Origin of the sequence: Pseudomonas beijingensis (assembly GCF_030687295.1) — a bacterium.
GTDB lineage: Bacteria > Pseudomonadota > Gammaproteobacteria > Pseudomonadales > Pseudomonadaceae > Aquipseudomonas > Aquipseudomonas beijingensis.
Genome location: NZ_CP117425.1, coordinates 3,904,163 through 3,930,887, shown reverse-complemented (window position 1 = coordinate 3,930,887; position 26,725 = coordinate 3,904,163). Strand labels below are relative to the sequence as shown.

Genomic DNA, 26,725 nt, shown 5'->3' with positions numbered 1-26,725 from the left:
TCTTAGCAGGGTGTCGCCGCGCCTTTGCGGGCGTACCACCACCAGGTCACCACGATGCAGCTCAGGTAGAAGCCGACGAACATGTAGAAGGCCATCTCCGGGCCGCCGGTCAGGGCCATCGAAGTGCCAAATGATTTGGGAATGAAGAACGCCCCGAAGGCGCCCATGGCCGAGCTGAAACCCAGCACCGCGGCCGATTCCTTGCCGGCGTTCTTGAGCGCTTGCTCGCGCACCTCGGGCTTTTTGCCCAGGGCGGCTTTTTCATGCAGGGTGCGGAAGATCACCGGGATCATGCGGAAGGTCGAACCGTTGCCCACGCCAGTGGTGATGAACAGCAACATGAACATGCCCAGGAAACCGTAGAAGCTGCCGCCCTCGCCGCCCTTAGGCAGAAAGTGCAGGACACCGAACACCATCACGATCATCAGCACGAAGTTCCACAAGGTGACTTTCGCGCCGCCGAGCTTGTCCGCCAGCCAGCCGCCCAGCGGCCGTACCAGCGCGCCCACCAGCGGGCCGAGGAAAGCGAATTTCAGGGCGATGACTTCTGGGAACGAGGTTTTGATCAGCAGCGGGAACGCGGCGGAGAAACCGATGAACGAGCCGAAGGTCGCCAGGTACAGCCAGCACATCAGCCAGTTGTGCTTGCGCTTGAAGATCACCGCCTGTTCGCTGAACGACGCCCGGGCACTGGACAGGTCGTTCATGCCGAACCAGGCAATCAGGGTCACGGCGAGGATGAACGGCACCCAGATGAACCCGGCGTTCTGCAACCACAGCGAGCTGCCATCGGCCAGCACTTGGGGTTGGCCGCCCATGAAACCGAACACACCGAAGGAAATCACCAAAGGCACGCTGAACTGCATCACCGACACGCCCAGGTTGCCCAAGCCGGCGTTCAGGCCCAGGGCAGTGCCCTGCTGGGATTTGGGGTAGAAGAAGCTGATGTTGGACATGCTCGAGGCGAAGTTGCCACCACCAAAGCCGCAGAGCAGCGCGATCAGCACGAACACGCTGTAGGGCGTGCTTGGATCCTGCACCGCGAAGCCCATCCACAGCGCTGGCGCCAGCAATGACGCGGTGCTCAGGGCGGTCCAACGGCGGCCACCGAAGATCGGCACCATGAACGAATAGAAGATGCGCAAGGTCGCGCCGGACAACCCCGGCAACGCCGCCAGCCAGAACAGTTGGTCAGTGGTGAAACTGAAGCCGATGGCGTTCAGGCGCACGATCACCGTGCTCCAGACCATCCACACCGCGAAGGCCAAGAGCAGCGCCGGGATCGAGATCCACAGGTTGCGTCGGGCGGTCAGTTTGCCGCTCTTGCCCCAGAACGCGGGGTCTTCCGGGCGCCAGTCATGAATGACCGGGCCCTTTTCAGGCGTTTGCAGAACGGACATGTTCTTCTCCTTGGGCAATGCTGGAAAACGGGGATTGGCTGGCCGGCGGCTGTTTACCCAGCAGCGGGCGCTTGCGCATTTCGCTGAAGTACATCCAGGTCAGGGAGACCCAGACCACGCCGTACATCAACATGAAGCAGGACGAGCGCACACCGGTGAGGTCCACCAGGGCGCCGAACATGATGGGCAGCACGAACCCGCCCAGGCCGCCGGCCAGACCGACGATGCCGGACACCGCGCCCATGTTTTTCGGGTAGTCGTTGGCGATGTACTTGAAAACCGAGGCCTTGCCGAACGCGAAGGCGATACCCATCACGAACAGCAGCACGGTGAACAGCGTGGCGTTGAGGCCGATGTGGAAATCGACGATGCCGTTGACGGTCTGCACTTGCAGCTGGGTCTGGGGATAGGACAGCAGGAACAGGCAGATCCAGCTGACCCACAACACCCACCAGGTCACGCTCTGGGCGCCCCAACGGTCGGACATCCAGCCACCGACGGCCCGCAGCACGCCACCGGGCAAGGAGAAACACGCCGCCAGCAGCGCCGCGCTTTGCAGGCTGAAGCCGTATTCCTGCACGTAGTACTTGGTCATCCACAAGGCCAGGGCCACGTAGCCGCCGAACACGATCGAGTAGTACTGGCAGTAACGCCACACGGCCGGCTCTTTCAGGGTTTTCAATTGCTCGCGCAACGTGGCACCGCCGGTGCCGCTGTGTTCCTTTTTCTCGCTGGTGAGAAACCAGAACAGCAGCGCGGTGATGAACAGGATGGCGCTGAACACCTTCGGCACCAGGTGCCAGGAGCCGAATGCGATCAGGGCCGGAGCGAGGAACTTGGTCACCGCCGCCCCCGCGTTGCCAGCGCCGAAGACGCCCATGGCAAAACCCTGGTTCTGCTTATCGAACCATTTGGCGACGTAGGCAATGCCCACCGAGAACGAACCACCGGCCAGGCCGACGAACAGCCCCAGCACCAGGAATTGCCAGAAGGCCGTGGCGAGGGTGATCAGGTACAGCGGCAATACGCAGGCGAGCATCAGCAGGAAGAACACGATCCGTCCGCCAAAGCGGTCGGTCAGAAGGCCCAGGGGCAGACGCACCAGCGAGCCGGTCAATACCGGCGTGGCGGCCAGCAGGCCGAACTGGGTTTCGTTGAGGGCCAGCAGTTCCTTGATCGGAACGCCCAGCACGGCAAACATCATCCAGACCATGAAGCACACGGTGAAGGCCAGGGTACTCATCCCGAGTACCAGCCCTTGTTGCACTTGTGCTCGCATCACGAGGCACTCCGTCAGTTCGATGAGCGCAGCCTAGTGATACGAACCCTGCGAAAACTTGACCTGGGTCAACGTGCGCCGGGGCGGTACAGGCCTATGCTTGGCCCGTCTACCTCTAAGGAGGTAGGCCTGGATATCGATGAAACCCTTTGTTTTTCAATATCTTGATCAAGTTGACCGAGGCTTTTATGGAAACGGAACGGTCAGCAACTCTTTAGAGGTAGTGCGCCCAGGATCGGCTCCTACACCCTCAGGTCCAGGGCGCCCCCTATGCTCGGTTCACCGTTTTGCCTCCCAGGCCCCCGGCGATGATGGGTTGGCTGCGCAGCTCCCTACCCGCTCGCGCCGGGCTGGCGGTGATCCTGATCGCCATCCTGGCCCTGGCCAGTTCCTTGAGCGCCGGTTTGATCGCCTGGTTCAGCCAGGGCGACGCCGCCGCCATCAACACCGCCGGCTCCGTGCGCATGGAGACCTACCACCTGAGCTGGAAACTGGCGGCGGGAGCCAACGACGACCTCCCGGCGATCATCGACAGCCTGCAACAACGCCTCGACAGCCCCGCCCTGCGCGCCGTGCTGGAAGACGGGCCGGAAACCTCCCTGCACAAGAGCTATCGCGACCTCATGCAGCGCTGGAACCAGACCTTGCGTCCGGCCATCGAGCGCGGCGATTCGACGTTTTTCCAAAGCAGCGCCCCTTCTTTCGTTGAGCAACTGGACCAGTTCGTCACCCTGCTGCAACGCCAGAGCGAACACAAACAAGGCTGGCAACAGACGATCCAGGGCATGGCGCTGTTCAGCACCATGATCATCCTGCTGATCGGCCTGTATGAACTGCAGTACGGCGTGGTCACGCCCTTGCAGGAACTGGTGGACGCCACCCAGCGCTTTCGTCGTGGCGAATTCCAGGTGCGGGTCAACCATCAGTCCGAGGATGAGCTGGGCCAGTTGGCGACCAGTTTCAACACCATGGCCGAGACCATCGAGCAATCCCACCGCACCTTGGAAAACCAGGTCCAGCAAAAGACCCTGAACCTGCAACAGGCCAACGCCGCCCTCGAACTGCTGTACCAGAGCAGTCGCAGCCTGGCGACACGCCAAGCCAATGCCGAAGGCCTGGATGAGCTGATCCGGCGCTTCCAGCAGCGCTTGCCGGGGTTGCGCCTGACGCTGTGCCTGCAAGGGCAATTGCAGGCCCCGGCCAGGCACCTGCTGGCCCTGCATGGCGCCGCCAGCCGCCAGGTCTGCGCCAGCAGCGATTGCGCCAGTTGCCACCGGCAGAACGCCGCCCGCCCGCAGGCCTTCAGCATCAGCAACCAGGGCACCGAACTGGGTGAGCTCAAGGCACATTTCGTCGATGGCCACGCGGCGCAACCCTGGGAAACCGCGTTGATCCAAGCCCTGGCCAACCTGATCGGCACGTCGCTGTCCCTCAAGCGCCAACGCGAACAGGACCATCGCCTGCTGCTGCTCGATGAACGCACGATCATTGCCCGCGAGCTGCACGACTCCCTGGCCCAGGCCTTGTCGTACATGAAGCTGCAAGTCAGCCGCATGCAGACCCTGATGCGTCGGGGCGAGCCGGTGCAGACCCTGGAGACCGTCACCGGTGAACTGCGTGAAGGGCTCAACAATGCTTATCGCCAGTTGCGCGAGTTGCTGACCACCTTCCGCTTGCAGATCCACGATGACGGCCTGGTGGAGGAACTCAAGGACACCGCCGAGGAGTTCTCCAACCGAGGGGATTTCCAGGTGCACCTGTTCATCGACACCCTGGCCTTCGAGCTGTCAGCCAGCGAGCAGATCCACATCCTGCAGATCACCCGCGAGGCCCTGTCCAACTGCCTGCGCCACGCCCATGCACAAAACGCCTGGCTCGAACTGCGCCAGGAAGGCGAGACCGTACGGCTGTCGATCGAAGACGATGGCCGGGGCTTCAGTGGCGAGGTCGACCAGCGCGAACACCATGGCCTGAACATCATGAACGAGCGGGCCCGCAGCCTGCACGGTCAACTGCAGATTCACTCCCGTACACCCCAGGGCACCCGTATCCAGGTGCATTTCCAACCGGAATTCCTGGGCCAACCCACCGAAGGCCTCGCAACATGAACGCCCCCCTGCGCCACACCCTGCTACTGGTCGACGATCACCCGATGATGCGTCGCGGGATCCGCCAGATGCTTGAGCTCGAAGACGATTTGCAGATCGTTGGCGAAGCCAGCCACGGCGAAGAAGCCCTGACCCTGATCGAACCGCTCAAGCCCGACCTGGTGTTGCTGGACAACAACATGCCGCAGATGAACGGCATCGAGACCCTGCGCCGCCTGCGCGCCATGCACTACACCGGCAAGGTGCTGCTGTTCACCGTGTCCGATGCCGAGGACGACATTCGCGACGCCCTGCGCCTGGACGCCAACGGTTACCTGCTCAAGGACATGGAGCCGGAGCTGCTGATCCAGTACATCCGCGACGCCCTCAACGGCGCCCTGGTGATCAGCCCCGGCCTGACCCGCGTCATGGCCCAGGCCCTGCGCTCGCCACCGCGCCAGGCCGATGTGGAACTGACCGAGCGTGAACGCCAGGTGCTCAAGACCATCGCTGGCGGCTACAGCAACAAGGTCATCGGCCACAAGCTGGGCATCACCGAAGGCACGGTCAAGGTGCATGTGAAGAACCTGCTGCACAAGCTCGGCTTGCGTTCACGGGTCGAGGCGGCGGTGTGGGCGATGGAGCATTTGCGCGGGGCGGGCTAGCCCAGTAAAACACACGCCCTGTGGGAGCAAAACATACGCCCTGTGGGAGCAAAGCTTGCTCGCGATGGCGGTAGTTCAGCTTGCGAAAATGTTGAATGTGCCGCCGCTATCGCGAGCAAGCTTTGCTCCCACAGGGGATTGGCAGCAGATCTGGATTTCGTTCCCCACAGGGTTTTGCCTTGATCGAGAGGCCCATCCCTCTTCCGAGGTAGGCCAGCCGAGGCATAGGCCAGCGGCGACTTGGGCTCTACCATGACGGCACCCGGAGGTACGCCATGCTGACCCACCCTTCCATCGTTTTACTGTTGCGCCGTCATCACCTGTTCAGCCAATTGCCGGAGCGGGAATTTGAAGACGTCTGCAACCTGGCCGTCCTCAAGCGCCTGGGTTGCAATAGCACGCTCATGCACCAAGGCGATCCGGCCAAGCGGTTTTTCTTGCTGGTCAGTGGCCAGATCAAACTGTTCCGGGTCACCGGCGAGGGCCAGGAGAACCTGGTGGAAATCATCCAGCCCGGCCAGACCTTCGCCGAGGCCCTGCTGTTCAGCCAGGCCCGTTGCTACCCGGTCAGTGCGTCGGCGATCAAGGACAGTGTGCTAGTGAGTATCGAGGGCACGCATTATCGCAAGGCGCTGGAGGACCAGCCTAAGGTCTGCCTGGCGATCCTGGCGAGCATGAGCATTCATCTGCATCAGCGGCTCAAGGATATCGATAACTTGACCTTGGCCAGTGCCAGTCGGCGGGTGATCAATTTCCTGTTGCAGGAGCGGGATCCGCGGGATGGTCAGGTGGTGTTGCAGGTGTCCAAGCGTCTGGTGGCTTCCAAGCTGGGGATTCAGCCGGAGACGTTTTCGCGGATTCTTCATCGGTTGGTGGATGGGGGGTTGATTGCCATGGAGCGGCGGCAGATTCGTATCTTGTCCGAGGATGGGTTGGAGGGGTATCAGCAGTAGGTTTCTTTGGTGTGAATATCCATTCCTTCGGTTACGGCTGCTTATGGTTCCGCCCTTACGGCGGGTCACTTTTGAAGAGCCCGGAAGCCGGCCCAGTCAAAAGTAACCAAAAACGCTTCTGCCCCACCACTCGGCACCTCGCCTAGGCTCGGTGTGCCCGAGATCAACGTCCATCGCGAGGCGGCCTTATAGCCGACCTGGTTCTGGATGAGACCGAGTTTCCCCTGTGGGGTGAGTGTGGGAGCGGGCTTGCTCGCGATTGCGGTGGTTCAACCAACGGAGATGTTGAATGTGCCGACCTCTTCGCGAGCAAGCCCCCCACAAGGATACTGCGGCGTACATAAGTTTTGTGCCTGCTGAAAATCCAGTGTGGGAGCGGGCTTGCTCGCGAAAGCGGTATCACAATCGACGCGGATGCTGAATGCGCTGGCCTCTTCGCGAGCAAGCCCGCTCCCACAGGAGGAACGCGATCCCACCAAGAGCCAGGTCGGCTATCAGGCCGCCTCGCGATGGACGTTGATCTCGGGCGCCCCGTTAACCACGCTGGCCGAACGCAGGCATTGCGCAGTGGGCATCCCGGCATGGATGCCGGGATAGCCGCGCTGGGCCATGGATGGCCCTTCGCGGCGGCCCACGGAGCAATGCCGGAGTGAGGGCACACCGAGCCTAGGCGAGGTGCCGAGTGGTGGGGCAAAAGCGTTTTGGTTACTTTTGACTGGGCCGGCTTCCGGGCTCTTCAAAAGTGACCCGCCGTCAGGGCGGAACCATAAGCCGCCGTTACCGAAGAAATGGATATTCACCCACCCCTAACCCACATCAACCAACGCAACCACCCGCGAAAACACCAACGCCATATCGCGCTCACCGCAATCCACCCCAAACCGCTTGCGCAAACCCAGCTGGTTCAGAATCACATGCACATCCGCCACCAAATCATGCTGCCGCAAACACGCCTGGACACACTGCAACGGACACCCATCCAACGCAATGATCCGCCGCCCCGACCGCGCCTTGTCAACCAGCGGCGGCACACCCCCACCCACCCCGACAATGCAAGACATCTCAGCCAGGCCCGCACGATCCAGCCGCAACGCAACGGTATTGGCCAGTTGCGCCACATTGGAACAACCGGAACACGAATACACCAGAGGCAACACACTCGGGGCTTTCATCAGACCGTCGCCAACCCCTTGCCCGCCCGCTCCAGATTGCGCCAAAGCCACGGCGGCAATACCTCCGGATCAAGACTGTCGATCAAATTCTTCAACGCCAACCCCAACTCAGTATCCCCCTCAATCACCAACCGCCGACGAAAAAACAACGTATCCGGGTCTTCCTGACGGCTGGCCAACAACAGAAACTCACGCCAGTTACCGCTGATGGTGACCTGAGCCTCGGCGTGCTCGACGATGCGCAACCCATCCCGCGCCAGGGTCAGGTACCAGCACAACTTCAGGTCAGGCACGCGCAGGCACAACCAACGCCCACGCAGCACCTCGAACCCGCCATCGCGCAACGGCTCGGCCAGGCAGCGATTGAGCGCCTGCTGCAACGTCAGCCGCTGCACCACGAACGGCACCTTGCCCACCAGCGGCAGCAAACGGTCGGCACCTTTGAGCAGCCACTTCTTCGGACTCAACACAGGCCCACCTCCTCTACCTTCAACATGCCGGCATGACCGTGCCAGTAACCATTGCAACCCTCCACGAACAGCGGTGGTGCCTCGCCCTGGCGCACCTTGTCGAAGGCCGTGACCACCTCGGTCATGCCCTGAGCCCGCGGGCTCAGGCGCAGTACGTCGGCGCCGCAAGCCAGCAGCGCGTTGTAATCGGCCAGCAGATTCGTCACCTCGCCGGACATCGTCTGGATGCCGTTGAGGGTGAACAACTGTTGGCCTTCCTGACTGCTCAACGCCAGGCCGTCGGGGTAGTTGATGCAACAGAACTGGCAGTCGTCCTTGGGTCGGTTTTCGGCTCGGGCGGTAAAGCAGCGCGCCGAGTACGCCAAGGGCAGATGACCATAGGAAAAAATCTCCACTTCGGGCACCTTGCGGCCCATCTCCCGAACCTGCTCCAGCACATCACCGATCAACGCCGCCGAACATTCCACCGGTGGCACCCAGCGGATCATGCCGCTGTCGAGCAATTGCCCCAAGGCATGACCGTTGTACAGGTTCAACGCCGGGCCGCCGACAAAGGGCAGCCTGCGTTCGGCGAGGAACTGCACCGCACCCATGTCGTTGGCTTCCACCAACAATTGGCCGTTGTCACACAGGCGTCGCAGCGAAGACAGCTCCGAGGCCGCTTCGATCAGCGTCAGACTCGACAACACAATCTGTGCCTGGCTGCACGCTTGCAGCTCGCGCGCCAACCCCAACCACTGATCCAGGGAGAACGCCCGGCGTTTCGAGCACACGGTTTCTCCCAGGTAAATCACGTCCAGCGGCAAGGCCGACATCTCGGCGTAGAAATTCCCCAGTTGCGCTTTGTCCCAGTAAAACAGGACTGGTCCCAGGCTGAGTTTCATCTGGCCTCCTTCATTGCCATGATCGATGGTAGGCACCCAGGGTGGTCTGGCTGCCTTCGGACAAACCGGCCAGCACCTGGCGCCATTCTTCCCGCACCCGGAACCGTTGCGGCGCGGCCTGATGGGCGTCCAGCGCGGCGCGCCAGACCCGGGTCACTTGTTCAACGTAGGCCGGGCTGCGTTGGCGGCCTTCGATCTTCACCGCTTCGACGCCGATGGCCGTCAGTTCCGGCAGCAGGTCGAGGGTGTCGAGGCTGGTGGGTTCTTCCAGCGCATGGAAGCGCTTGCCGCCCACCAGGAAGCGGCCTTTGCACAGGGTCGGATAACCGGCCGGCTCTTCGGGGGTGTAGCGGTCGATCAGCACCTCGCTCAGGCGTGCACTGAGGCCTTGGGCGTCCTCGCTCCAGCGCACGGCCTTGGCGGGCGAGCAGACGCCGCACAGGTTCGGCGACTCGCCGGTAATGTAGGAAGACAAGTGGCAACGGCCCTCGGCCATGATGCACAGGCTGCCGAAGCCGAAGACTTCGATCGGCACCGGGCTGCCCGCCGCCACCTGCCGCACCTGGGCCAAAGACAGCACCCGCGGCAGCACAGCGCGACGGATGTCATAGCGCTGGGCGTAAAAAGCCAGGGCCGCGGCGTGGGTCGCCGAGCCTTGTACCGACAGGTGCAGCGCCAGTTTCGGATGGCGCTGGCTGGCGTAGCTGAGCACGCCGGGGTCGGCGGCGATCAGGGCGTCCACGCCGAAATCGGCGGCACGGTCCACGGCCCGTTGCCAGCGCTCCCAGCCCTTGGGTTGCGGATAAGTATTGACCGCCACGTACAGCTTGCGTTGGTGCTGGCGGATATGCGCGACAGCCGCGTCGAACTGTTTGTCGTCCATGTTCAGCCCGGCGAAATGCCGGGCATTGGTGTCATCGCGAAAGCCGACATAGACGGCATCGGCGCCTTGGCGCACCGCCGCTTTGAGGGCAGGCAGATTCCCTGCCGGGCAAACCAGTTGCATGGGGCATCCTCGTGAGGAAACTAAGGGCGCCGCCAGTCTAGCCAGCCCTCGGCCGGCGACCTTGACGGCAATCAATTGCCGTCAATGCATCAGGTCGGAGAATGGCAGGTACAGCACCTTGTCGTGCTTGTGCAGTTGCGCCTCACACTCCACCACCGCCAGCCCATCGGCCCAGCACGCGGCCGTCAGCATTGCCGAACTTTGCTGCGGGTGCAGCTCCACGCACAGGTGACCGTTGGCATCCGCAACCAATCTGGCGCGCAGGTACTGTCGACGTCGGTTGCGCTTGAGCCAGTCGAACCCGGCCGGGAGTTGCAACGGCACCGGCAGGACCTTGTCCATACCCTGGGCCCGGAACAGGAACGGCCGCACGACGATCAGCGCCGTAATCAACGCCGCCGACGGATTACCCGGCAGCCCGATCCAAGGTTTTCCCGCCACATCGCCAAAGGCCAGGGGCTTGCCCGGCTGGATCGCCAGGCGCCAGAGGTCGATGCTGCCCAGGGCTTCGATGGCTTGCTTGAGGTGGTCCTCTTCGCCCACCGAGACACCGCCCGATGTGATCAGCACATCACATTCGGCCGCGGCCAGGCGCAACGCTTGTCGACTGGCCGATAACTGGTCGGGCATGACCCCGAAGTCATGCACCTCAACACCCCAGCCACGCAACAGCGCGGCGAGGCTATGGCGATTGCTGTTGTAGATCTGCCCTAGCGCCAGTGGCTCGCCCGGTTCGCGCAGCTCATTGCCGCTGCTGAGCAAGCCCACTTGCAAGGGGCGATAGACGTCCACCTGAGGGACGCCGGCACCGGCGAGCAAACCCAGTTCCTGGGCGCGCAGACGCGTGCCCGCTTCGAGCAGCCGATCACCTCGACGCAGCTCTTCGCCTTCCTTGCGAACATGGTCACCGCTGTTGACCGATGGCAGCCAGACTCGCTCGCCGTCGACCTGGCAGCTTTCCTGTGGCACCACCGTGTCGGCCCCCGGAGGCAGCGGCGCGCCGGTAAAAATCCGCACGACCTGCCCGGCCTGCAACGGTTCGCCCGGCCCGTCACCGGCGGCGATGCGCCCGGCCAACGCCAGGTAGCCGCCATCAACCGGCAGGTCAGCGGCCCGCAGGGCATAGCCGTCCATCGCGCTGTTGTCCCAGGCCGGCAGGTTCACCGGGCACACGATATCGGCGGCCAACACCCGCGCCAGGGCTTGATCAAGGCCGACTCGTTGCACGGGCGGTGGCGGCGGTGCCTGGTCGAGCAGATGCCGGATCGCTTCATCCACCGGCATCAGCACGCCGCTGTCGCATACCCGGCCGCTCACGAGCGCGTCTCGCACGCCGTCGGGGCGATGCCGTCCTGGGGCTTGAGATGCGGGGTGAAATTGCACGGGCCGGTGCGGCTGTCCAATTGCCCCGCCAGGATCTGCTCCCAACCGGTCCGACAAGCGCCCGGCGAACCCGGCAAGCAGCACACCAGCACGCCATTGCTCATGCCCGCCAAAGCGCGGGATTGCAGGGTGGACATGCCGATCTCAGCCAGCGACACCTGGCGGAACAGTTCGCCGAAACCGTCCACCTGTTTGTCCAGCAACGGCGCCACCGCTTGGGGCGTGTTGTCGCGCGGGGTAAAACCGGTGCCGCCGGTCATCAGCACCACCTGCACCTTGGGGTCGGCGATCCATTGGGAGACCTGGGCACGGATCTGGTAGATATCGTCCTTCACCAGCCCACGGTCGATGAGCACGTGCCCAGCGGTTTGCAGCAGATCCGCCAGGGTCTGGCCCGAGGTGTCGGTGTCGAAGGTTCGAGTATCGCTAATGGTAAGGACCGCGATGTTCAGCGGTTGAAAGAGGCGTTGCGTCAGATGGGCCATGATCAGCCGTCCTGTCAGAAAAGATGGCCCAGCCTGAACCGCAATCGTTGCCCGGCCTATTCCTCCTTGGAGGTACCTCCCTTGGCACCCCATGCAAGAACGATCCTATTCCCGTAGGAGCTGCCGAGCGTAGCGAGGCTGCGATCTTTCCAGGGCCACTTGAGTCTCAAGCGAAAGATCAAAAGATCGCAGCCTTCGGCAGCTCCTACAAAGGCATCCATTCAGGGTGCCAGGCGACTACGTTGCCAGGAGCCGTCTTGCAGACGGTAGTCGAGCCGATCGTGCAAACGGTCGGCGCGGCCCTGCCAGAACTCCAGGCGTTCGGGCCGCAGGCAATAGCCGCCCCAATGGTCGGGACGCCGCACGGGCTGATCGGCGAAGCGTTGTTCAGTCTGCGCCAGCAAGGTTTCCAGCGCGGCCCGATCCGCCAGAGGGCGACTTTGTGGCGACGCCCAGGCACCCAGGCGACTGCCTACGGAACGGGACTCGAAGTAGGCATCCGACAGCGCTGGATCGAGTTTGTGGACCGGCCCTTCGATGCGCACTTGCCGCTCCAGCCCCGGCCAGAAAAACGTCATGGCCGCCCAGGGATTGGCCGCCAGATCCTGGCCCTTGGCACTGTCGTAGTTGCCGAAAAACGAAAAACCCTGGGCGTCGAAGCCCTTGAGCAACAAGATCCGACAATGAGGCCGACCCTGTTCGTCCACCGTCGCCAGGGCCATGGCGTTGGCTTCCACGGGTGGACTTTCGGTGTCGCGGGCCTGTTGCATCCAGAGCGTGAACAAAGCCATGGGATCGTCGGGTGCCTGGGCTTCATCCAGTCCATTGAGGGTGTACTGGCGGCGCATTTTGGCCAGGGAAAGGGGCATGAGGGTGATCTCCACAATGGGTTTGGGCCAGTGTGGAGTCGGCCGGGTTGCCGGGCCTTGATCGTCGTCAATGCCGGTTCTTGTGGTGAATTGAAGGGCGCTATCGCGAGCAAGCTCGCTCCCACAGGGGACTTGTGAACACAGCAGATCACCTGTGGGAGCGAGCTTGCTCGCGATGAAGGCAACGCGGTCTAACAGATCAACGGCTACTTAAGCCCCAACCGCCGCGCCAGCTTATGCAAGTTGCTCGGATCCACCTCCAACAACCGCGCCGCCCCCGCCCAGTTCTGCCCGCAACGCTCCAGGGCGTTGAGGATCGCCTGTCGCTGACAACCATCGACGGCTTCGCTCAACGGCTGGATCGGTGCATCGAGCGCCTCCGGGGGCGCCTCCAGCAACGCATGGGCCGTGGCGGTGTTAGCGTTGACGTCCAGGTCCAGCACCTGCGGCTCCAGGGTCATGATCAGGCTGCGACTGGCACCGCGGCTCAGTTGCTTTAACGCCGCGCGACTGATGACGTGCTCCAGCTCCCGCACATTGCCGGGCCAACTGTACGCCAACAACGCCTGTTCGGCCGCCGGTGACAGGCGCAAGCCGCGCAAGCCCAGGCGTGTGCGGTTCAGTTCGAGAAAGTGTCCGGCCAGCATCAACACATCGTGGCCACGCTCACGCAGCGGCGGGATCGGCACCGGGTAGACCGAAAGCCGGTGGTACAGGTCGGCGCGAAACAGCCCGTCGCGAATGCTGTCGGGCAAGTGCCGGTTGGTGGCGGCGATGATCCGCACATCGACGTGCAACGGCTTGTCCGCCCCCAAGCGCTGGATCTCACCGTTCTGCAGGGTGCGCAGCAACTTGGCCTGCACACTCAACGGCAACTCACCGACCTCATCGAGAAACAGCGTGCCGCCATTGGCCGCATCGAAACGCCCGGCGCGGTCGGTGGTCGCCCCGGAGAACGCACCTTTGACGTGGCCGAACAACTCGCTTTCGGCCAGGGACTCGGGCAATGCTGCGCAGTTGACCTGGACCAGCGGCTTGTGACCGCGCCGGGACAAGCGATGCAGGCGGCGGGCGAACAGCTCCTTGCCCACACCGGTTTCCCCCAGCAATAGCACCGGCAATTCGGAGTCGGCCAGCACATCCAGCTCGTTGAGCAATTGCTGCAAACCTTCGCTGCGCCCAAGGATCTCGCCCTCCTCGGCTGGCAAGCGCAGGTCGGTCTGGTCGCTGCGCGATGCCCGCAGGCTACGGTTTTCCTGTTCAAGTCGAGTGACCCTCACCGCCGCCTCGATCTGCAGCGTGCAGCGCTTGAGTTCCTCCCGGGCGCGGCTGTCGAAGGTGCCGGCGTGCAACGCATCCAGGGTGATCGCACCCCAGAGCCGGCCTTCCACGTACAGGCTCACGCCCATGCAGTCATGCACCGGCAGGGGTTCACCGACGTGGTTGTCGAGCAAGCCGTCATAAGGATCCGGCAAACGACTGTCCGGTTCGAACCAGGTGGGTTCGCGCGAGGCCATGATCGCCGCCAGGCGCGGGTGCTGGGCAATCACGAAGCGTCGTCCCAGCGCCTCGTGGACCAGGCCCACTGTGGCCACGGGCCTGAGGCTGTCGTCGTCCAGGCGCAGCAACCCCACGGCGCCACTGTTGAAGTATTCGCGCAGGGTCTGCACCAGGCGCTGCAATCGCACCGCATTGGGCAGCTCGACGATCAGGTCGGCGGCCAGGCTTTCACGCAGCATGGTAGTGATGACCCTCCAGGGTTCGTTTGACCCTTCACAGTCAGGGTGACAATCACCCTGTAAAAAATTTAAGGCTTAGTTTTCAGTTAGTTATATTTGGCACGCCGGCTGCAAAGAGAGTGCCCATCTGTCCCTCCCCGGGATTCAACCCAAGGAAACATGATGAGCCTCGACCTGCTGGAACAAAGCCTGGGCCAACTGGCCTGCGACATTCCCGGTGCGACCCGCACCTTCCATCATTACAACCTCGACTTCTGCTGCGGTGGGCAAAAATCCTTGCGCGAAGCCGCGCTGGGCAAAGGCCTCAACCCGCTGCTGATCGCCGATGCCCTCAGCACCTTGCAAGCCGCCGGGGAACTGGGCCATGACTGGCGCGACGAGCCCCAGGCGCTGTTGATCGCCCACATCCTGGAACGCTACCACGCGCGCCACCGCGAACAGCTGCCGGAATTGATCCGCCTGGCCCGGCGCGTCGAACAGGTCCATGGTGCCCGGGCCAGTTGCCCCAACGGCCTGGCCGATCACTTGCAGGACATGTATCAGGAACTCGAAGGCCACATGCTCAAGGAAGAACAGGTGCTGTTCCCGATGCTGCAGCAGGGCCTGGGCGAACGGGCCTCGGCGCCGATCCAGGTCCTGCGCTATGAACACGACCAGCACGGTGAAGCCCTGGAAACCATGCTCGCCCTGACCGACCAGATCACCCCGCCCTCCGACGCCTGCAACACCTGGCGCGCCCTGTACCGCGGGCTGGTGGAGTTTCGCGACGACCTGATGCAGCACATCCACCTGGAAAACAATGTGTTGTTCGTCAATGCGATGAAGCCCGCTCGCTGACCATCAAGCACTGCATACCCCTTGTGGGAGCGAGCTTGCTCGCGATAGCGGTGGATCAGAAAACTCAATACTGACTGATCCGACGCCATCGCGAGCAAGCTCGCTCCCACAGGGGATTGGTGGTGTCCAGCCTGTTTTGCAACCCCCATGAATCAAGTGCTGGCTTTCACCCTCTTGCTCAAAACTGCCAATAGAACATCGCCTTCGCCAACACCACGATCAGTACCATGTGCCCCAGGATACTGCGCCGCAGCCAGCAGGCGCGGCTGGGTGTCAGGCAGCCGCGCTTGAGCCAGTACGCCAGCCACACATAGTGCCCGACGATGCTCAGCGCCAGCAGGATCTTCAGGCTCAGCAGCAGGCCGAAGCTGTTGCTCAACGGCTGGCTCAATGCGCCGCGATGTTGCCAGGCCAGGGCCAGGCCGGCGCCGTACAACACCAGCACCACGCCATGCAGTACATGCCGCGAGCGCTGGGCAATCGCCTGATCAGCGCCTTCCCTGACGATCTGCGTCAAAGGCCGGCGGGCGGCATGCCAGATGAACACCTCAAAAAACAGCGTGCCAATGAAGGCGATCGCCGCCAACAGGTGCGTGACCAGCAAGACCCCGTACATCATCGATCCCCTCCGCCCCATCGACTCATCCCGGATGCCCATCCACCCGGGTCTGCAACAGCATCGGGCCATAACGCCAAGCGTAGAGGCCGAACGCCAATGTCCAACACAGCGCCGCCAGCCACAGCCCAGCCAGCGGCAACAGCAGCACCAACAGCACACGGCTCAGGCACGCCACGTTCAGCAGGATAAAGGCCAGGGTCATGCCCGCCGGTGGCTCCAGGGCTCGCCCAGTATGGCCCAGGCTGACGCGGGCAATCATCGCCAGGATCAAACCGGCCATGGCACCGATGGTCAGGCTGTGCACCGCCAGGCTCGGGTTCACCGGCATCCCGAAGTGCCACAGCGCCATGCCCAGGCAGGCCACCGCCAGCCAAGCGTAGGCCAGGTGCAACGACCACAGCAGCGGCACCCGCCACAAGTCCCGATCATGCCAACGCACCAGTCGAATCCCGTGACCCACCGCCAACGCGGCGAACAACAGGCCGACCCAGGCGCTGGCCACCAGCGCCGGACCGAAGGCATATAACAACGCCACCAGCGCCGCACCCGCCAGCAACAAGCGATCGAGCCACGGCCAAGGGGCCACGCCCTCGACCCGCCCAAGGCCGCGCTGGGTAAAGAATGGAATCACGCGCCCGCCGATCAACCCCATCATCGCCGCCACCAGCCACAGGCCGGTGAGCACGCTCTGGCGCTGCAAGCCTTCGTTGTGCTGCACCAGGCCATACACGGATAACCCATCGGCGGCGGCCAACAACAGCAATACCAGGACAATCGGGTAATTGCGCTTCTGCCGCACACGCCACAACGTCACGCCCATCAACACAGCGACCGCCAGGGCAAAACCCAACTCCAGCAGCGTCAGCAACGGCCAGGGCGCATCGACCAGCCAGGCCAGCCGCGCGCCGAGCCACAGCGACGCCAGCGCGGCCAAGCGCTTGCCACTGAGCCCCGGGGTGCCGGTCCAGGTTTGCACCGCCGTCAGCAGGAACCCGGCGATGATCGCCAGGCCGAAGCCGAACAACAATTCATGTCGGTGCCAGGCCAACCAGCCGCCGGCCGGCTGCCAGGTCGACAAGCGCCCGGTAAACGCCGCGAGCCAAAAGGGAATGGCCAGCAGCGCCAGCACGCAACCGGCCAGAAAGAACGGCCGAAACGCCAGGCGCCACAGCGGCGCGATGGCCATGGCCTTGCGACGGTCAAGCACTTGCATACATCACTCCTTTGCCTCGCCAAACCGTCAGCGAGGTACGACAAACCAGGGTTCGAATGATCGGCTATCGACGCCAGCAGGCCTTGTCTCAGATCAAGCCAGCGCATCGGCAACCTCCCGCCTCGAACAGGCACTTGCAAGGGGCTTGCCGAACTGGGTCATTGTGGGAGCTCACTTAAGGCATTCGATAAACCCGTGGCGAGGGAGCTTGCTCCCGCTGGGCCGCGAAGCGGCCCCTAAACCCGCCAAATGCGGAGCATCAGACACTCCGCACCCGCCGGTTTACGACTGCTTCGCAGCCGAGCGGGAGCAAGCTCCCTCGCCACAGGTCCATCACTTCTTTTGTGTACAGCATTGTGCTCCCACAGGGACTGTAGTCGAACGGGGTATTTATGACCCGGTCATGGTCGTTTTAACCCTATTGCGCCAGGGTCATTTCTACCCTCACCAGCCCCAACGCCCCACGAATCAAAGCACCCAAGCCTGGCCCGGCTCTTGCTCAGGCACGGCATTACCTTTGTTGCCGGGGTCATCCATGAAATCCGTCGTTCTGCCGCTCACCTGGTTCGTCGTGCTCACCTGCGTCCTGGCGCTTGCCAGCGGCCTGTCCCTGAGCCTGGTCTGACCCCGCTCACTTCTTTCGCCACTACAAGGATCCATGCCATGGTGCTCCACCGTGTCCATCACCAGATTCTGCGCAGCCATCATCTGTTCGAGCCCTTGAACGAAGAACAGCTCGACGAATTGATGAGCAACAGCCAGTTGCTGAGCATCGACAAGGGCGACCCGTTGTTCCGCCAGGGAGAACCGGCGCAGGCGTTTTACTTCGTGATTTCCGGGGCGGTGAAAATCTACCGGCTGACCCCGGACGGCCAGGAAAAAGTCTTCGAGGTGATCGGCGAGCGCCAGACCTTCGCCGAAGCCATGATGCTGATGGACACGCCCAACTACGTCGCGTCCGCCGAAGCCGTCGGTCCGACCCAGTTGTATCGGCTGTCCAACGCCACCTACATGCGCCTGCTGCAAAGCAACAGCCGGCTGACCTTCGCCCTGCTCGGCAAGCTCTGCGTGCGCCTGCACCAACGGGTCAACGAAATTGAAACCCTGTCACTGAAAAACGCCACTCACCGCGTGGTGCGCTACCTGCTGACGCAACTGGTGCGCCTGCAAACCGTCGACAGCCAGTTCGAACTGCCGATGGCCAAGCAGTTGATCGCCGGGCACCTGTCGATCCAGCCGGAAACCTTTTCGCGGATCATCCGGCGCCTGATCGATGAAAAAATCATCACCCAGGACGGTCGCCAGATCGCCATTCTCGATCGCCTGCGCCTGGAGCAATTCGAATGAGCGCGCAGCCCACTTGCCTGTATTGCCAAAGAGCCAACCCTGTCGATACCACCGAATGCCGCCAGTGCGGCATGCCCCTGCCGGCCGAGGTTGCATTGGCCAGCGAACGTCGGCTGCGGCGCTTCAGTTGGTTCTGTGTCGGACTGACGATCTTCTGCATCGTCATGTTCTTCTGGCTGCCTCGCAGCATCGTCTGAACCCTCAATCCTGAGTCAACTGCCGGTACAACTGCGGTAGACGCAGCGGCAGTTGCTCGGGCTGGCGAATCAAGGTGTAGCCGTTGGCCCCGAACATGTACGGCAGGTAATCCCCCGCTTCGCGATCGATGGTAATGCAGAACGGCGTCAACCCTTCGCGTCGCGCCTCAAGCACCGCCTGGCGGGTGTCTTCCACACCGTAGCGTCCCTCGTAAAGGTCCAGGTCATTGGGCTTGCCGTCACTGAGCAGCAACAACAATTTGCGCCGCCGCCTGCAGCCCGCCAACCGTTGCGTGGCCTGGCGAATCGCTGCGCCCATGCGCGTGTAGTAACCGGGCTTGAGGCCCTGGATGCGTCCGCGGGTGTGATCGTCGTAACGCTGGTTGAAGGCCTTGAGCTCATGCATGCGCACCTGCTGGCGGCGCAGGGAAGAGAACCCGTACAAAGCGAAATCATCCCCCAGCACCGACAGGGTTTCGCCGAACAGCAACAGGCTGTCGCGGATCACATCGATCACCCGGTGCTCGTCGTTGAGGTGGGCATCGGTGGACATCGACAAGTCGGCCAGCAGCAGGCAGGCCAGGTCGCGGCGGGTCTGGCGCTGGTCCATGAACAGGCCGCGTTCGCTGCACTGGCCGTGCTGGCGCTCGACATGAAAGTCCAGCCAGGCTTGCAGATCCAGCTCCGAACCTTGGGTTTGCTGGCGCAACCATTGGCGATCGTTGCGCAAGTGTTCGAACTGGCGACGCAGGCGCTGGGCCGAGCTTCGCAGGCGTGCGGGCAACGGCTGGGGCTGGCAATCGCGGGGGGTAAAGGTTTGCAGACTGACGAAGTCGTCTTGCAGGCGTTGCTTGCGGTAATCCCATTCCGGCAACAGGATGCCCGCGCCCAACGGGATGTCATCCACATCGGCCGGAGGCAGGTCCAGGTGCAGTTTCAAGCCACCGCCCTTGCGCACGCGGGTGCGCGACAAGGTCAACTGATCCAGGTCCTCGGCGACGCGAGCGGCGTCCGGGTCTTCGCTGTCATCCGCCCAGCGATCCAGGTCCACGTGTTCGGTCCAACTGAACAGGTTTTCCAGGCGCACGATCAGCAGCCCACCGTCACGGCTGCTGTCATCGATTCGCTCGGCGCGCTTGCGCCCGCCCTGTTGCTCGCCGGACGGCGTGGCCAGGTATTGCTCGGACTCTTCGAGGTTGGCGGCCTGGGGATTGGCCAGGTGTTGGGGTGGGTAGAGCCACAGCGGCAACGGCCAGGCGGCCCGTTCGCTGCGGGGAAAATGTTCGACACTGCCCGGTTCGCGCAAGGCTTGGCACAACGCCCGCTCCAGGGCGGCTTCGCCCGGGTTGAGCGTGGCCGGGTCGGGACGCAGGGACAGGTGCGCGTCCACCAGCCGCCGGTAGCGAGGGCGCAGCGCCGGGTAGCGCTTCAGCACGGCCAGGGTCCAGCGCTGATTGTCTCGCCCCCAGTGCTTCATCGGTCCTGACTGCGCGGCCAGCAACGCCAGCCAGCGGTACAGTTCTTGGTTGAGCTCGATATCGGGGAACGCCGCCAGGCTCGCCGGCAGCCGCAGGTTATCGCCATCGCACCAGGCCAAAGGCACTTGCTTGCAGGTGCCGGCGATCTGCTGCAACAGGTTGCGACGCAGCAACAGGTCGCGGTCGCTGACCGCTTCCACCCCCAGGTGAGGCGCACCGCCGGTGGCGCGAAACAGCACCTGCAGCGCACGGTGCCGGGGGACCAGCTCGACCCGAGCCTCCGGAAAATCGGCACTGGCCCGGCGGGTGATGAAACGGTGCCAGACACTGCCGACCCATTCTTCCAGCTCCAGGGTGAATGCCATGGTTATTTCCTCTTAAGCCGAGCCCATTGTGGCGAGGGGATTTGTGTGGGAGCAAAGCTTGCTCGCGAAACAGGCGCCTTGATCTCTGAAAGACTGCATCGCCCCCATCGCGGGCAAGCCTTGCTCCCACATAAATCCCCTCGCCACAAATGGGTCCGGATTAACAATTGTGGTGTGTTACGAAGGCACCACCGCCGCCGGTGCACGCAGGGCCGCACGGCCACGTTGACGGAAGCTGAACAGGTAGCAGAGCAGCCCGGCCAGGAACCCGACGCCGCTGACCAGTCGTGCCCAGAACAGCGGTTTCAAATGATCCATCGTCGCCATGAACGGCAAGGCACTGCCATCCTCCATCCACCGCTGCAACCAGACCTGGACCACACCAGCTGCGGTGAGGAACAAGGTGATCATCACCATCGACAAGGTCATCAACCAGAAGCCCCAGATCTCCAACCGCTGGGAGCGCTCGTCCGCCGCTTCACCCAAGCCGCGCAAGCGTGGCATGGCGTAGCTGATCAGCGTCATCACGATCATTGCGTAGGCACCGTAGAAGGCCAGGTGACCGTGGGCCGCGGTCAGTTGCGAACCGTGGGTGTAGTAGTTGACTGGCGCCAGGGTGTGCAAGAAACCCCAGACGCCCGCGCCAAAGAACGCGGTGACCGTAGTGCCCTTGGCCCATAGCGTGGCGGCGCGGTTCGGATGCTGCCGACGACGGTTTTTCACCATGCTGAAGGCGAAGATCACCATCGCCAGGAACGGCAGCGGTTCCAGCGCGGAGAAGATCGAGCCGACCCACAACCAGACCTCAGGCGCGCCGATCCAGAAGAAGTGGTGGCCGGTGCCGATGATCCCGGTGATCAGCGCCATGGCGATGATCACGTAGAGCCATTTTTCAACCACTTCGCGGTCCACACCGGTGATTTTGATCAGAACGAAGGCAAGCATCGACCCCATGATCAGTTCCCAGACGCCTTCCACCCAAAGATGCACCACCCACCACCAGTAGAACTTGTCGCGGGCGAGGTTTTCCGGGTTGTAGAAGGAGAACAGGAAGAACACCGCCAGGCCGATCAGCCCGGTCATCATCACCATGCTGACCGTGGTCTTGCGACCTTTGAGCAAGGTCATGCCGATGTTGTAGAGAAACCCCAGGCACACCACCACGATGCCCATTTTGGTGATGGTCGGCTGCTCCAGGAATTCGCGACCCATGGTCGGTAGCAAATCGTTGCCGGTGAACTTCGCCAGCGTCGCATAAGGCACCGAGAGGTAACCCAGGATTGTCGCCACCCCTGCGGCGGCAAATACCCAGAACAACACCAGCGCCAGTTTCGGGCTGTGCAGTTCGCGGTCGGCCTCCTCCGGTATCAGGTAATACGCCGCGCCCATGAAGCCGAACAGCAGCCAGACGATCAGCAGGTTGGTGTGGACCATGCGGGCCACGTTGAACGGAATCAGCGGGAACAGGAAGTCGCCGACCACGTATTGCAAGCCCATGATCAAACCGAACAGCACCTGCCCGAGGAACAACATCAGGGCAAACACGAAGTAGGGTTTGGCGACGGCCTGTGAGGCGAATTTCAGATGCGGATTAGCCATGCTCATCTCTCAGCCCTCCTTGTTTGGCGGCCAGCCATTGGTGTTGATTTTCGAGCTCCACTTGAGGAACTCGGCGATGTCGTCGACTTCCTGCTCGCTCAGGTTGAACTGCGGCATGGCCCGACGACCCGGCACGTTCAGCGGTTGCATTTTCATCCAGGCCTGCAGGAACGGCTTGAAGGCCTCGTCGCCACCGCGCCGGTTCACGACGTTGCCCAGCTCCGGCGCAAAATACGCGCCCTCGCCCAGCAGGGTATGGCAACCGATGCAATTGTTGCGCTCCCAGACGCCCTTGCCGCGTATCACCGACTCCGTCAATTGCGCCTGGTTGCTGCGTTCGGGAAAGGTCTGTTCCGTGTGGTAGGTCAGGGCCAGGAATATCAGAAAGAAGAAGATGCTTCCCCCGAAGTAAATATTCCTGGCCATGCCTTTGGTGAAGGTATCTGACATGGTCACTTCCTCATTGCTTGGCGTGACCATTTTAGGAAGCGAGGGGTCTGAAACCGCTTGATGGCGATCAAGAATCTCCGATGGTTTTGCTGGGTTGTTCCAGCGCTGCCCGAAAGCCAGGTGAGCTGTTGTGTTTTGCTGGGTTGTTCCAATACCGCCCGAAAGCCAGGTGAGCTTTTGTGGCGAGGGAGCTTGCTCCCGCTGGGTTGCGAAGCGACCCTAAAACCTGCTGACGCGGTGTGTCAGATGGATTGAGTGTTGCTGTTGGGGCTGCTTCACAGCCCAGCGGGAGCAAGCTCCCTCGCCACAGGGGATTGTGTCGGGAATCAGAGCGTGAATGAGATTGCAATCGCGAGCACCATCGCCCAACTCAACACCAACCGCCGCCACAACCGCGGCGCATGGCGCAGTTCCATGAAACCGTCGGCGATCAGCCAGGCCTTGGTCACCGCGACCGCCAGGATGGCAATGGACACCAACCCGCTGGCAGCGACCTGGCCCAGGGCGACGGTGCCGGTGCTCAGCACAGCCAGCGTCATCCAGCAGGCGATCAAGACACGGGAAGCCGACATGAGCACCTCCGCTCAACCGAGAATGTAGACAACCGGGAACAGCAGCACCCAGACCAGATCCACCATGTGCCAATACAGCACACCGGATTCCAGCCCACTGTTGCGCTGCGACCCATAGCGACCTCGCCGGCAACCCTCGGCAAGCCAGGCAAGGATCACCATGCCCAGTAGCACATGGAGGAAATGAAACGCAGTGAGGATCCAGTACAAGGTGAAGAATGTGTTGTGCTCCATCCCCAAGCCGTTCGCCAACAGATGGGCGTACTCCGTGAGTTTGATCGCCACATAGCCGCAGGCGAGCAACAACGCCCCGCACAATAACAGCGCGGCTCGACGCGGTCGGTCGTGCCTGACTTGCTCTTGGGCCAGGGCGGCGAGCAGGCCGGCAGTCAACAAGCTGAGGGTCATCGCCAGCCCCGTGGACCGGTCCAGCAACTGCCGGCCCTCGCTGAACATCTGCGGATGCAACGCCTGGGCAACGGTGAACGCCAGGATCAACAGCGCAAACACCGACAATTCGGCGAGGATGAAAAACCACATCGCCAGATCCCCGGGCAAGCGCCGGGACACGCCAGCGGTTTCAGCCGAAGTGGACATCGACCACATCCATCAACGCGGCAACAGTCTGCGGGTCGTCACTCAACGGCTCGGCCAGGCACGCCAGGCAGGCTTGGCGCGGGTCCATGCCGGAACCGATCATGCGCGCGGCGAAAATCAACAGGCGCGTCGAGGCCACCTCTTCAAGGTCGTGCTGATCGAGCCGGCGCAGCGCCTGCCCGAGCCGCACCACCTGGGCCGCCAGGGCGATGTCCACGCCCGCCTCGCGGGCGACGATGCGCTCTTCATCGGCCACCGCCGGATAGCCAAAGCGCATCGCCACGAAACGCTGGCGCGTGCTGGGTTTCATGCCCTTGAGCAGGTTCTGGTAACCGGGGTTGTACGACACCACCAGCATGAAGGACGGCGGCGCCTGCAGCACTTCGCCGGTGCGCTCCAGGTACAACTGCCGGCGATCATCGGCCAGCGGGTGCAGCACCACCGCCGTGTCCTGGCGCGCTTCGACCACTTCATCCAGATAGCAGATACCGCCCTCACGCACGGCCCGGGTCAAGGGGCCGTCCTGCCACCAGGTGCCCTGGGCGCCGATCAGGTGACGGCCCACCAGGTCGGCCGCGCTCAAGTCATCGTGGCAGGCGACGGTGTACAGCGGCAGCTTCAACCGGTGGGCCATGTGCTGGACGAAACGGGTCTTGCCGCAACCCGTGGGGCCTTTGATCAGCACCGGCATGCCGTGATGCCAGGCCTGTTCGAACAGCGCCTGCTCGTTGTCCTGGGGTTGATAAAAGGGTTCGTCGGGGTGCTGCAAAGTGTGGATAGCGTTCATGGCGGGGGCCTGATCAGACAACACGATTGGCGGCCACGCTACGGTGCCCTGCGACAACCTGGCAAGGGCGGCGGCCGGCAAACTTGATCGCCGTCAAGCGGCTCACCACCGCCCTGGGCATAGCCTTGCATCGCACCAAGAACCTGCGCGCCGAACGTCAACTACAGCGCAGCGCGGGTCATGCCTGAGGAGAAATGGAATGCTGATCAGCCACAAAAAAACGTGGGCCCTGAGGGTGACGGCGCTGTGTACAGCGCTGGTTGCTCCCTACGTCTTCGCCGACCAACCCACCACGCCGGAACCGTCCCGCGTGGTCAAGACCGAAGGCGCGCCGGACCTGAGCCAGGCCGACTTCGACTCGGCCAAGGAAATCTATTTCCAGCGCTGCGCCGGCTGCCATGGCGTGCTGCGCAAAGGCGCCACCGGCAAACCGCTGACACCCGACATCACCCAGTCTCGCGGCCAGGCTTACCTGGAAGCGCTGATCACCTACGGCTCGGCCGCGGGCATGCCGAACTGGGGCACCTCCAACGCCCTGACCAAAGACCAGATCACGGTGATGGCCAAGTTCATCCAGCACACCCCGCCGACACCGCCGGAATGGGGCATGGCCGAAACCCTCAAGACCTGGAAGGTCCTGGTCAAGCCTGAAGACCGGCCGACCAAACAGCTCAACAGCCTCAACCTGCAGAACCTGTTCTCGGTGACCCTGCGCGACGACGGCAAGATCGCCTTGATCGACGGCGACAGCAAGAAAATCGTCAAGCTGATCGACACCGGTTACGCGGTGCACATCTCGCGCATCTCGGCGTCGGGCCGCTACCTGTTGGTGATCGGTCGGGACGCCAAGATCGACATGATCGACCTGTGGCCAAAAGAGCCGACCAAGGTCGCGGAAATCAAGGTCGGTATCGAAGCCCGCTCGGTGGAGACCTCCAAGTTCAAGGGCTACGAGGACAAGTACACCGTCGCCGGTTCCTACTGGCCGCCGCAGTTCACCATCATGGACGGCGAGACCCTGGAGCCCAAGCAAATCGTCTCGACCCGGGGCATGACCGTCGACACCCAGCAATACCATCCCGAGCCTCGCGTCGCGGCCATTATCGCCTCCCACGAATGGCCGGAGTTCATCGTCAACGTCAAGGAAACCGGCAAGGTGATGCTGGTCAACTACCAAGACATCAAGAACCTCACCATCACTAGCATCGACGCCGCGCCGTTCCTCCATGACGGCGGTTGGGACAGCAGCCATCGCTACTTCATGACGGCCGCCAACAACTCCAACAAGGTTGCGGTGATCGACTCCAAGGAACGCAAGCTCACCGCCCTGGTGGACGTCGGCAAGACCCCGCACCCGGGCCGCGGCGCCAACTTCAACCATCCACTCTATGGGCCGGTCTGGGCCACCAGCCACTTGGGCGATGCCGGGGTTTCGCTGATTGGCACCGACCCGGCCAAGCATCCGCAATACGCCTGGAAACAGGTCGCTTCGCTGCAGGGCCAGGGTGGCGGTTCGCTGTTCATCAAGACCCACCCCGCGTCGCGCCACCTGTATGTCGACACCACCCTCAGCCCCGACACCAAGCTCAGCCAGTCGGTGGCAGTGTTCAACATCGACAAGCTCGACGCCGGCTACACCGTGCTGCCGATTGCCGAATACGCCGGCATCAAGAAAGGCGCGTTGCGCGTGGTGCAACCGGAATACAACAAGGCCGGCGACGAGGTCTGGTTCTCGGTCTGGAGTGGTCAGGAAGACGAGTCGGCGCTGGTGGTGATCGACGACAAGACCCTCAAGGTCAAGAACGTGATCAAGGACAAGCGCCTGATCACCCCGACCGGGAAATTCAACGTCTACAACACCCAACACGACATCTATTGAGCCCCATCAATAAGAGGAAAAACCATGAAGCCTATTCTGATTGCCCTGGCCTTGACTGCCGCCTACAGCCTGCCGGCGTTGGCGCAGGACGGCCCGACGTTGTTCAAGAGCAAACCCTGCGCCGCCTGCCATTCCATCGACACCAAGGTGGTGGGCCCGGCGCTCAAGGAGGTCGCGGCAAAAAACGCCGGCGTCGCCGGGGCCCAGGACGTGCTCGCCAAGCACATCAAGGAAGGCACGCAAGGCAACTGGGGACCGATGCCGATGCCGGCCAATCCGGTGACGGAAGAGGAAGCCAAGATCCTCGCGGCGTGGGTCTTGACCCTTAAATAACTTTGACTGAGGGCATCTCCCTGTGGCGAGGAGAGTTATGTGGGAGCAAGGCTTGCCCGC

At 62.8% G+C, this 26,725-nt stretch carries 27 protein-coding genes; 8 read left to right on the top strand and 19 right to left on the bottom strand.

The window, feature by feature from the left end:
• Positions 1-2: 2 nt before the first annotated feature.
• Both PSH84_RS17770 and PSH84_RS17765 read right to left on the bottom strand, forming a co-directional pair.
• A complete protein-coding gene (locus PSH84_RS17770; protein ID WP_305470833.1) occupies positions 3-1,400 on the bottom strand; it encodes a NarK family nitrate/nitrite MFS transporter in 1,398 nt (465 codons plus the stop codon).
• Positions 1,378-2,679: an MFS transporter gene (locus PSH84_RS17765; protein ID WP_436278785.1), complete on the bottom strand. Its 1,302-nt coding sequence runs from the start codon at positions 2,677-2,679 to the stop codon at positions 1,378-1,380. Before PSH84_RS17765 ends, PSH84_RS17770 begins: the two co-directional genes overlap by 23 nt.
• Before the next feature lie 308 nt (positions 2,680-2,987).
• Between PSH84_RS17765 and PSH84_RS17760 the strand changes: the two genes are divergently transcribed.
• The 3 genes from PSH84_RS17760 to PSH84_RS17750 all read left to right on the top strand — a co-directional run bounded on the left by PSH84_RS17760 (position 2,988) and on the right by PSH84_RS17750 (position 6,384).
• Positions 2,988-4,787, top strand: a complete 1,800-nt coding sequence (locus tag PSH84_RS17760) for a HAMP domain-containing protein (protein WP_122566496.1) — start codon at positions 2,988-2,990, stop codon at positions 4,785-4,787.
• The gene (gene narL, locus PSH84_RS17755; RefSeq protein WP_003202460.1) at positions 4,784-5,431 is read left to right on the top strand and encodes a two-component system response regulator NarL; all 648 of its coding nucleotides are present in this window, start codon (positions 4,784-4,786) and stop codon (positions 5,429-5,431) included. Before PSH84_RS17760 ends, narL begins: the two co-directional genes overlap by 4 nt.
• A 275-nt stretch (positions 5,432-5,706) precedes the next feature.
• The gene (locus PSH84_RS17750) at positions 5,707-6,384 is read left to right on the top strand and encodes a Crp/Fnr family transcriptional regulator (protein ID WP_122566494.1); all 678 of its coding nucleotides are present in this window, start codon (positions 5,707-5,709) and stop codon (positions 6,382-6,384) included.
• Positions 6,385-6,878: 494 nt separating this feature from the next.
• On the opposite strand, the gene PSH84_RS17745 is transcribed toward PSH84_RS17750, so the two are convergent.
• The 9 genes from PSH84_RS17745 to norR all read right to left on the bottom strand — a co-directional run bounded on the left by PSH84_RS17745 (position 6,879) and on the right by norR (position 14,392).
• Positions 6,879-7,043, bottom strand: coding sequence for a hypothetical protein (locus PSH84_RS17745; protein WP_163006746.1), 165 nt, complete (start codon positions 7,041-7,043; stop codon positions 6,879-6,881).
• Between the two features lie 147 nt (positions 7,044-7,190).
• Positions 7,191-7,556, bottom strand: a complete 366-nt coding sequence (locus PSH84_RS17740) for a putative zinc-binding protein (RefSeq protein WP_305470828.1) — start codon at positions 7,554-7,556, stop codon at positions 7,191-7,193.
• Positions 7,556-8,026: a ubiquinone anaerobic biosynthesis accessory factor UbiT gene (gene ubiT, locus PSH84_RS17735; protein WP_305481465.1), complete on the bottom strand. Its 471-nt coding sequence runs from the start codon at positions 8,024-8,026 to the stop codon at positions 7,556-7,558. Before ubiT ends, PSH84_RS17740 begins: the two co-directional genes overlap by 1 nt.
• Entirely contained in the window at positions 8,020-8,910 is an 891-nt protein-coding gene (locus PSH84_RS17730; RefSeq protein WP_305481464.1) for a U32 family peptidase, read from the bottom strand. The genes ubiT and PSH84_RS17730 overlap by 7 nt, the downstream gene beginning before the upstream one ends.
• Positions 8,911-8,920: 10 nt before the next feature.
• Positions 8,921-9,916 carry a ubiquinone anaerobic biosynthesis protein UbiU gene (gene ubiU / locus PSH84_RS17725; RefSeq protein WP_122566490.1) on the bottom strand — a complete coding sequence of 332 codons (996 nt, stop codon included), beginning with the start codon at positions 9,914-9,916 and terminating at the stop codon, positions 8,921-8,923.
• Between the two features lie 81 nt (positions 9,917-9,997).
• Complete coding sequence (locus tag PSH84_RS17720) at positions 9,998-11,233, bottom strand: molybdopterin molybdotransferase MoeA (protein ID WP_305481463.1); 1,236 nt, start codon at positions 11,231-11,233, stop codon at positions 9,998-10,000.
• Positions 11,230-11,784 carry a molybdenum cofactor biosynthesis protein B gene (moaB, locus tag PSH84_RS17715; RefSeq protein WP_018613453.1) on the bottom strand — a complete coding sequence of 185 codons (555 nt, stop codon included), beginning with the start codon at positions 11,782-11,784 and terminating at the stop codon, positions 11,230-11,232. The genes PSH84_RS17720 and moaB overlap by 4 nt, the downstream gene beginning before the upstream one ends.
• A 221-nt stretch (positions 11,785-12,005) precedes the next feature.
• On the bottom strand, positions 12,006-12,653 hold the full coding sequence (gene pdxH / locus PSH84_RS17710) for a pyridoxamine 5'-phosphate oxidase (RefSeq protein WP_305481462.1): 648 nt from the start codon (positions 12,651-12,653) through the stop codon (positions 12,006-12,008).
• Positions 12,654-12,859: 206 nt separating this feature from the next.
• Positions 12,860-14,392, bottom strand: coding sequence for a nitric oxide reductase transcriptional regulator NorR (gene norR, locus PSH84_RS17705; RefSeq protein ID WP_305481461.1), 1,533 nt, complete (start codon positions 14,390-14,392; stop codon positions 12,860-12,862).
• 162 nt (positions 14,393-14,554) lie between these two features.
• Between norR and ytfE the strand changes: the two genes are divergently transcribed.
• Positions 14,555-15,229 (top strand): iron-sulfur cluster repair protein YtfE, encoded by a 675-nt coding sequence (ytfE, locus tag PSH84_RS17700; protein ID WP_122566485.1) that lies wholly within the window; start codon positions 14,555-14,557, stop codon positions 15,227-15,229.
• Positions 15,230-15,407: 178 nt separating this feature from the next.
• Here the strand turns inward: ytfE and PSH84_RS17695 are convergent, their stop codons facing one another.
• On the bottom strand, positions 15,408-15,845 hold the full coding sequence (locus tag PSH84_RS17695; RefSeq protein WP_305471196.1) for a hypothetical protein: 438 nt from the start codon (positions 15,843-15,845) through the stop codon (positions 15,408-15,410).
• A 25-nt stretch (positions 15,846-15,870) separates the two neighbouring features.
• Positions 15,871-17,061: an NnrS family protein gene (locus tag PSH84_RS17690; protein ID WP_305481460.1), complete on the bottom strand. Its 1,191-nt coding sequence runs from the start codon at positions 17,059-17,061 to the stop codon at positions 15,871-15,873.
• Positions 17,062-17,724: 663 nt separating this feature from the next.
• Between PSH84_RS17690 and PSH84_RS17685 the strand changes: the two genes are divergently transcribed.
• Positions 17,725-18,408: a Crp/Fnr family transcriptional regulator gene (locus tag PSH84_RS17685; RefSeq protein WP_060742081.1), complete on the top strand. Its 684-nt coding sequence runs from the start codon at positions 17,725-17,727 to the stop codon at positions 18,406-18,408.
• Positions 18,405-18,605: a protein DnrP gene (locus PSH84_RS17680; RefSeq protein ID WP_305470812.1), complete on the top strand. Its 201-nt coding sequence runs from the start codon at positions 18,405-18,407 to the stop codon at positions 18,603-18,605. The genes PSH84_RS17685 and PSH84_RS17680 overlap by 4 nt, the downstream gene beginning before the upstream one ends.
• A gap of 4 nt (positions 18,606-18,609) precedes the next feature.
• Here the strand turns inward: PSH84_RS17680 and PSH84_RS17675 are convergent, their stop codons facing one another.
• The 6 genes from PSH84_RS17675 to PSH84_RS17650 form a co-directional block, all read right to left on the bottom strand.
• Entirely contained in the window at positions 18,610-20,448 is a 1,839-nt protein-coding gene (locus tag PSH84_RS17675; RefSeq protein ID WP_305481459.1) for a nitric oxide reductase activation protein NorD, read from the bottom strand.
• A 177-nt stretch (positions 20,449-20,625) separates the two neighbouring features.
• A complete protein-coding gene (locus PSH84_RS17670; RefSeq protein WP_122566481.1) occupies positions 20,626-22,053 on the bottom strand; it encodes a cbb3-type cytochrome c oxidase subunit I in 1,428 nt (475 codons plus the stop codon).
• A 3-nt stretch (positions 22,054-22,056) separates the two neighbouring features.
• A complete protein-coding gene (locus PSH84_RS17665) occupies positions 22,057-22,497 on the bottom strand; it encodes a c-type cytochrome (RefSeq protein WP_003202495.1) in 441 nt (146 codons plus the stop codon).
• Positions 22,498-22,823: 326 nt separating this feature from the next.
• Entirely contained in the window at positions 22,824-23,069 is a 246-nt protein-coding gene (locus tag PSH84_RS17660; protein WP_122566480.1) for a cytochrome C oxidase subunit IV family protein, read from the bottom strand.
• 12 nt (positions 23,070-23,081) lie between these two features.
• Entirely contained in the window at positions 23,082-23,666 is a 585-nt protein-coding gene (locus PSH84_RS17655; protein ID WP_305481458.1) for a cytochrome c oxidase subunit 3, read from the bottom strand.
• Positions 23,650-24,453 carry a CbbQ/NirQ/NorQ/GpvN family protein gene (locus PSH84_RS17650; RefSeq protein ID WP_122566478.1) on the bottom strand — a complete coding sequence of 268 codons (804 nt, stop codon included), beginning with the start codon at positions 24,451-24,453 and terminating at the stop codon, positions 23,650-23,652. The genes PSH84_RS17655 and PSH84_RS17650 overlap by 17 nt, the downstream gene beginning before the upstream one ends.
• A 199-nt stretch (positions 24,454-24,652) precedes the next feature.
• On the opposite strand from PSH84_RS17650, the gene nirS reads away from it, so the two are divergent.
• Both nirS and PSH84_RS17640 read left to right on the top strand, forming a co-directional pair.
• Complete coding sequence (nirS, locus tag PSH84_RS17645) at positions 24,653-26,332, top strand: nitrite reductase (RefSeq protein WP_305481457.1); 1,680 nt, start codon at positions 24,653-24,655, stop codon at positions 26,330-26,332.
• A 24-nt stretch (positions 26,333-26,356) separates the two neighbouring features.
• Complete coding sequence (locus PSH84_RS17640; protein WP_053119574.1) at positions 26,357-26,665, top strand: c-type cytochrome; 309 nt, start codon at positions 26,357-26,359, stop codon at positions 26,663-26,665.
• The last annotated feature ends 60 nt before the right edge of the window (positions 26,666-26,725 follow it).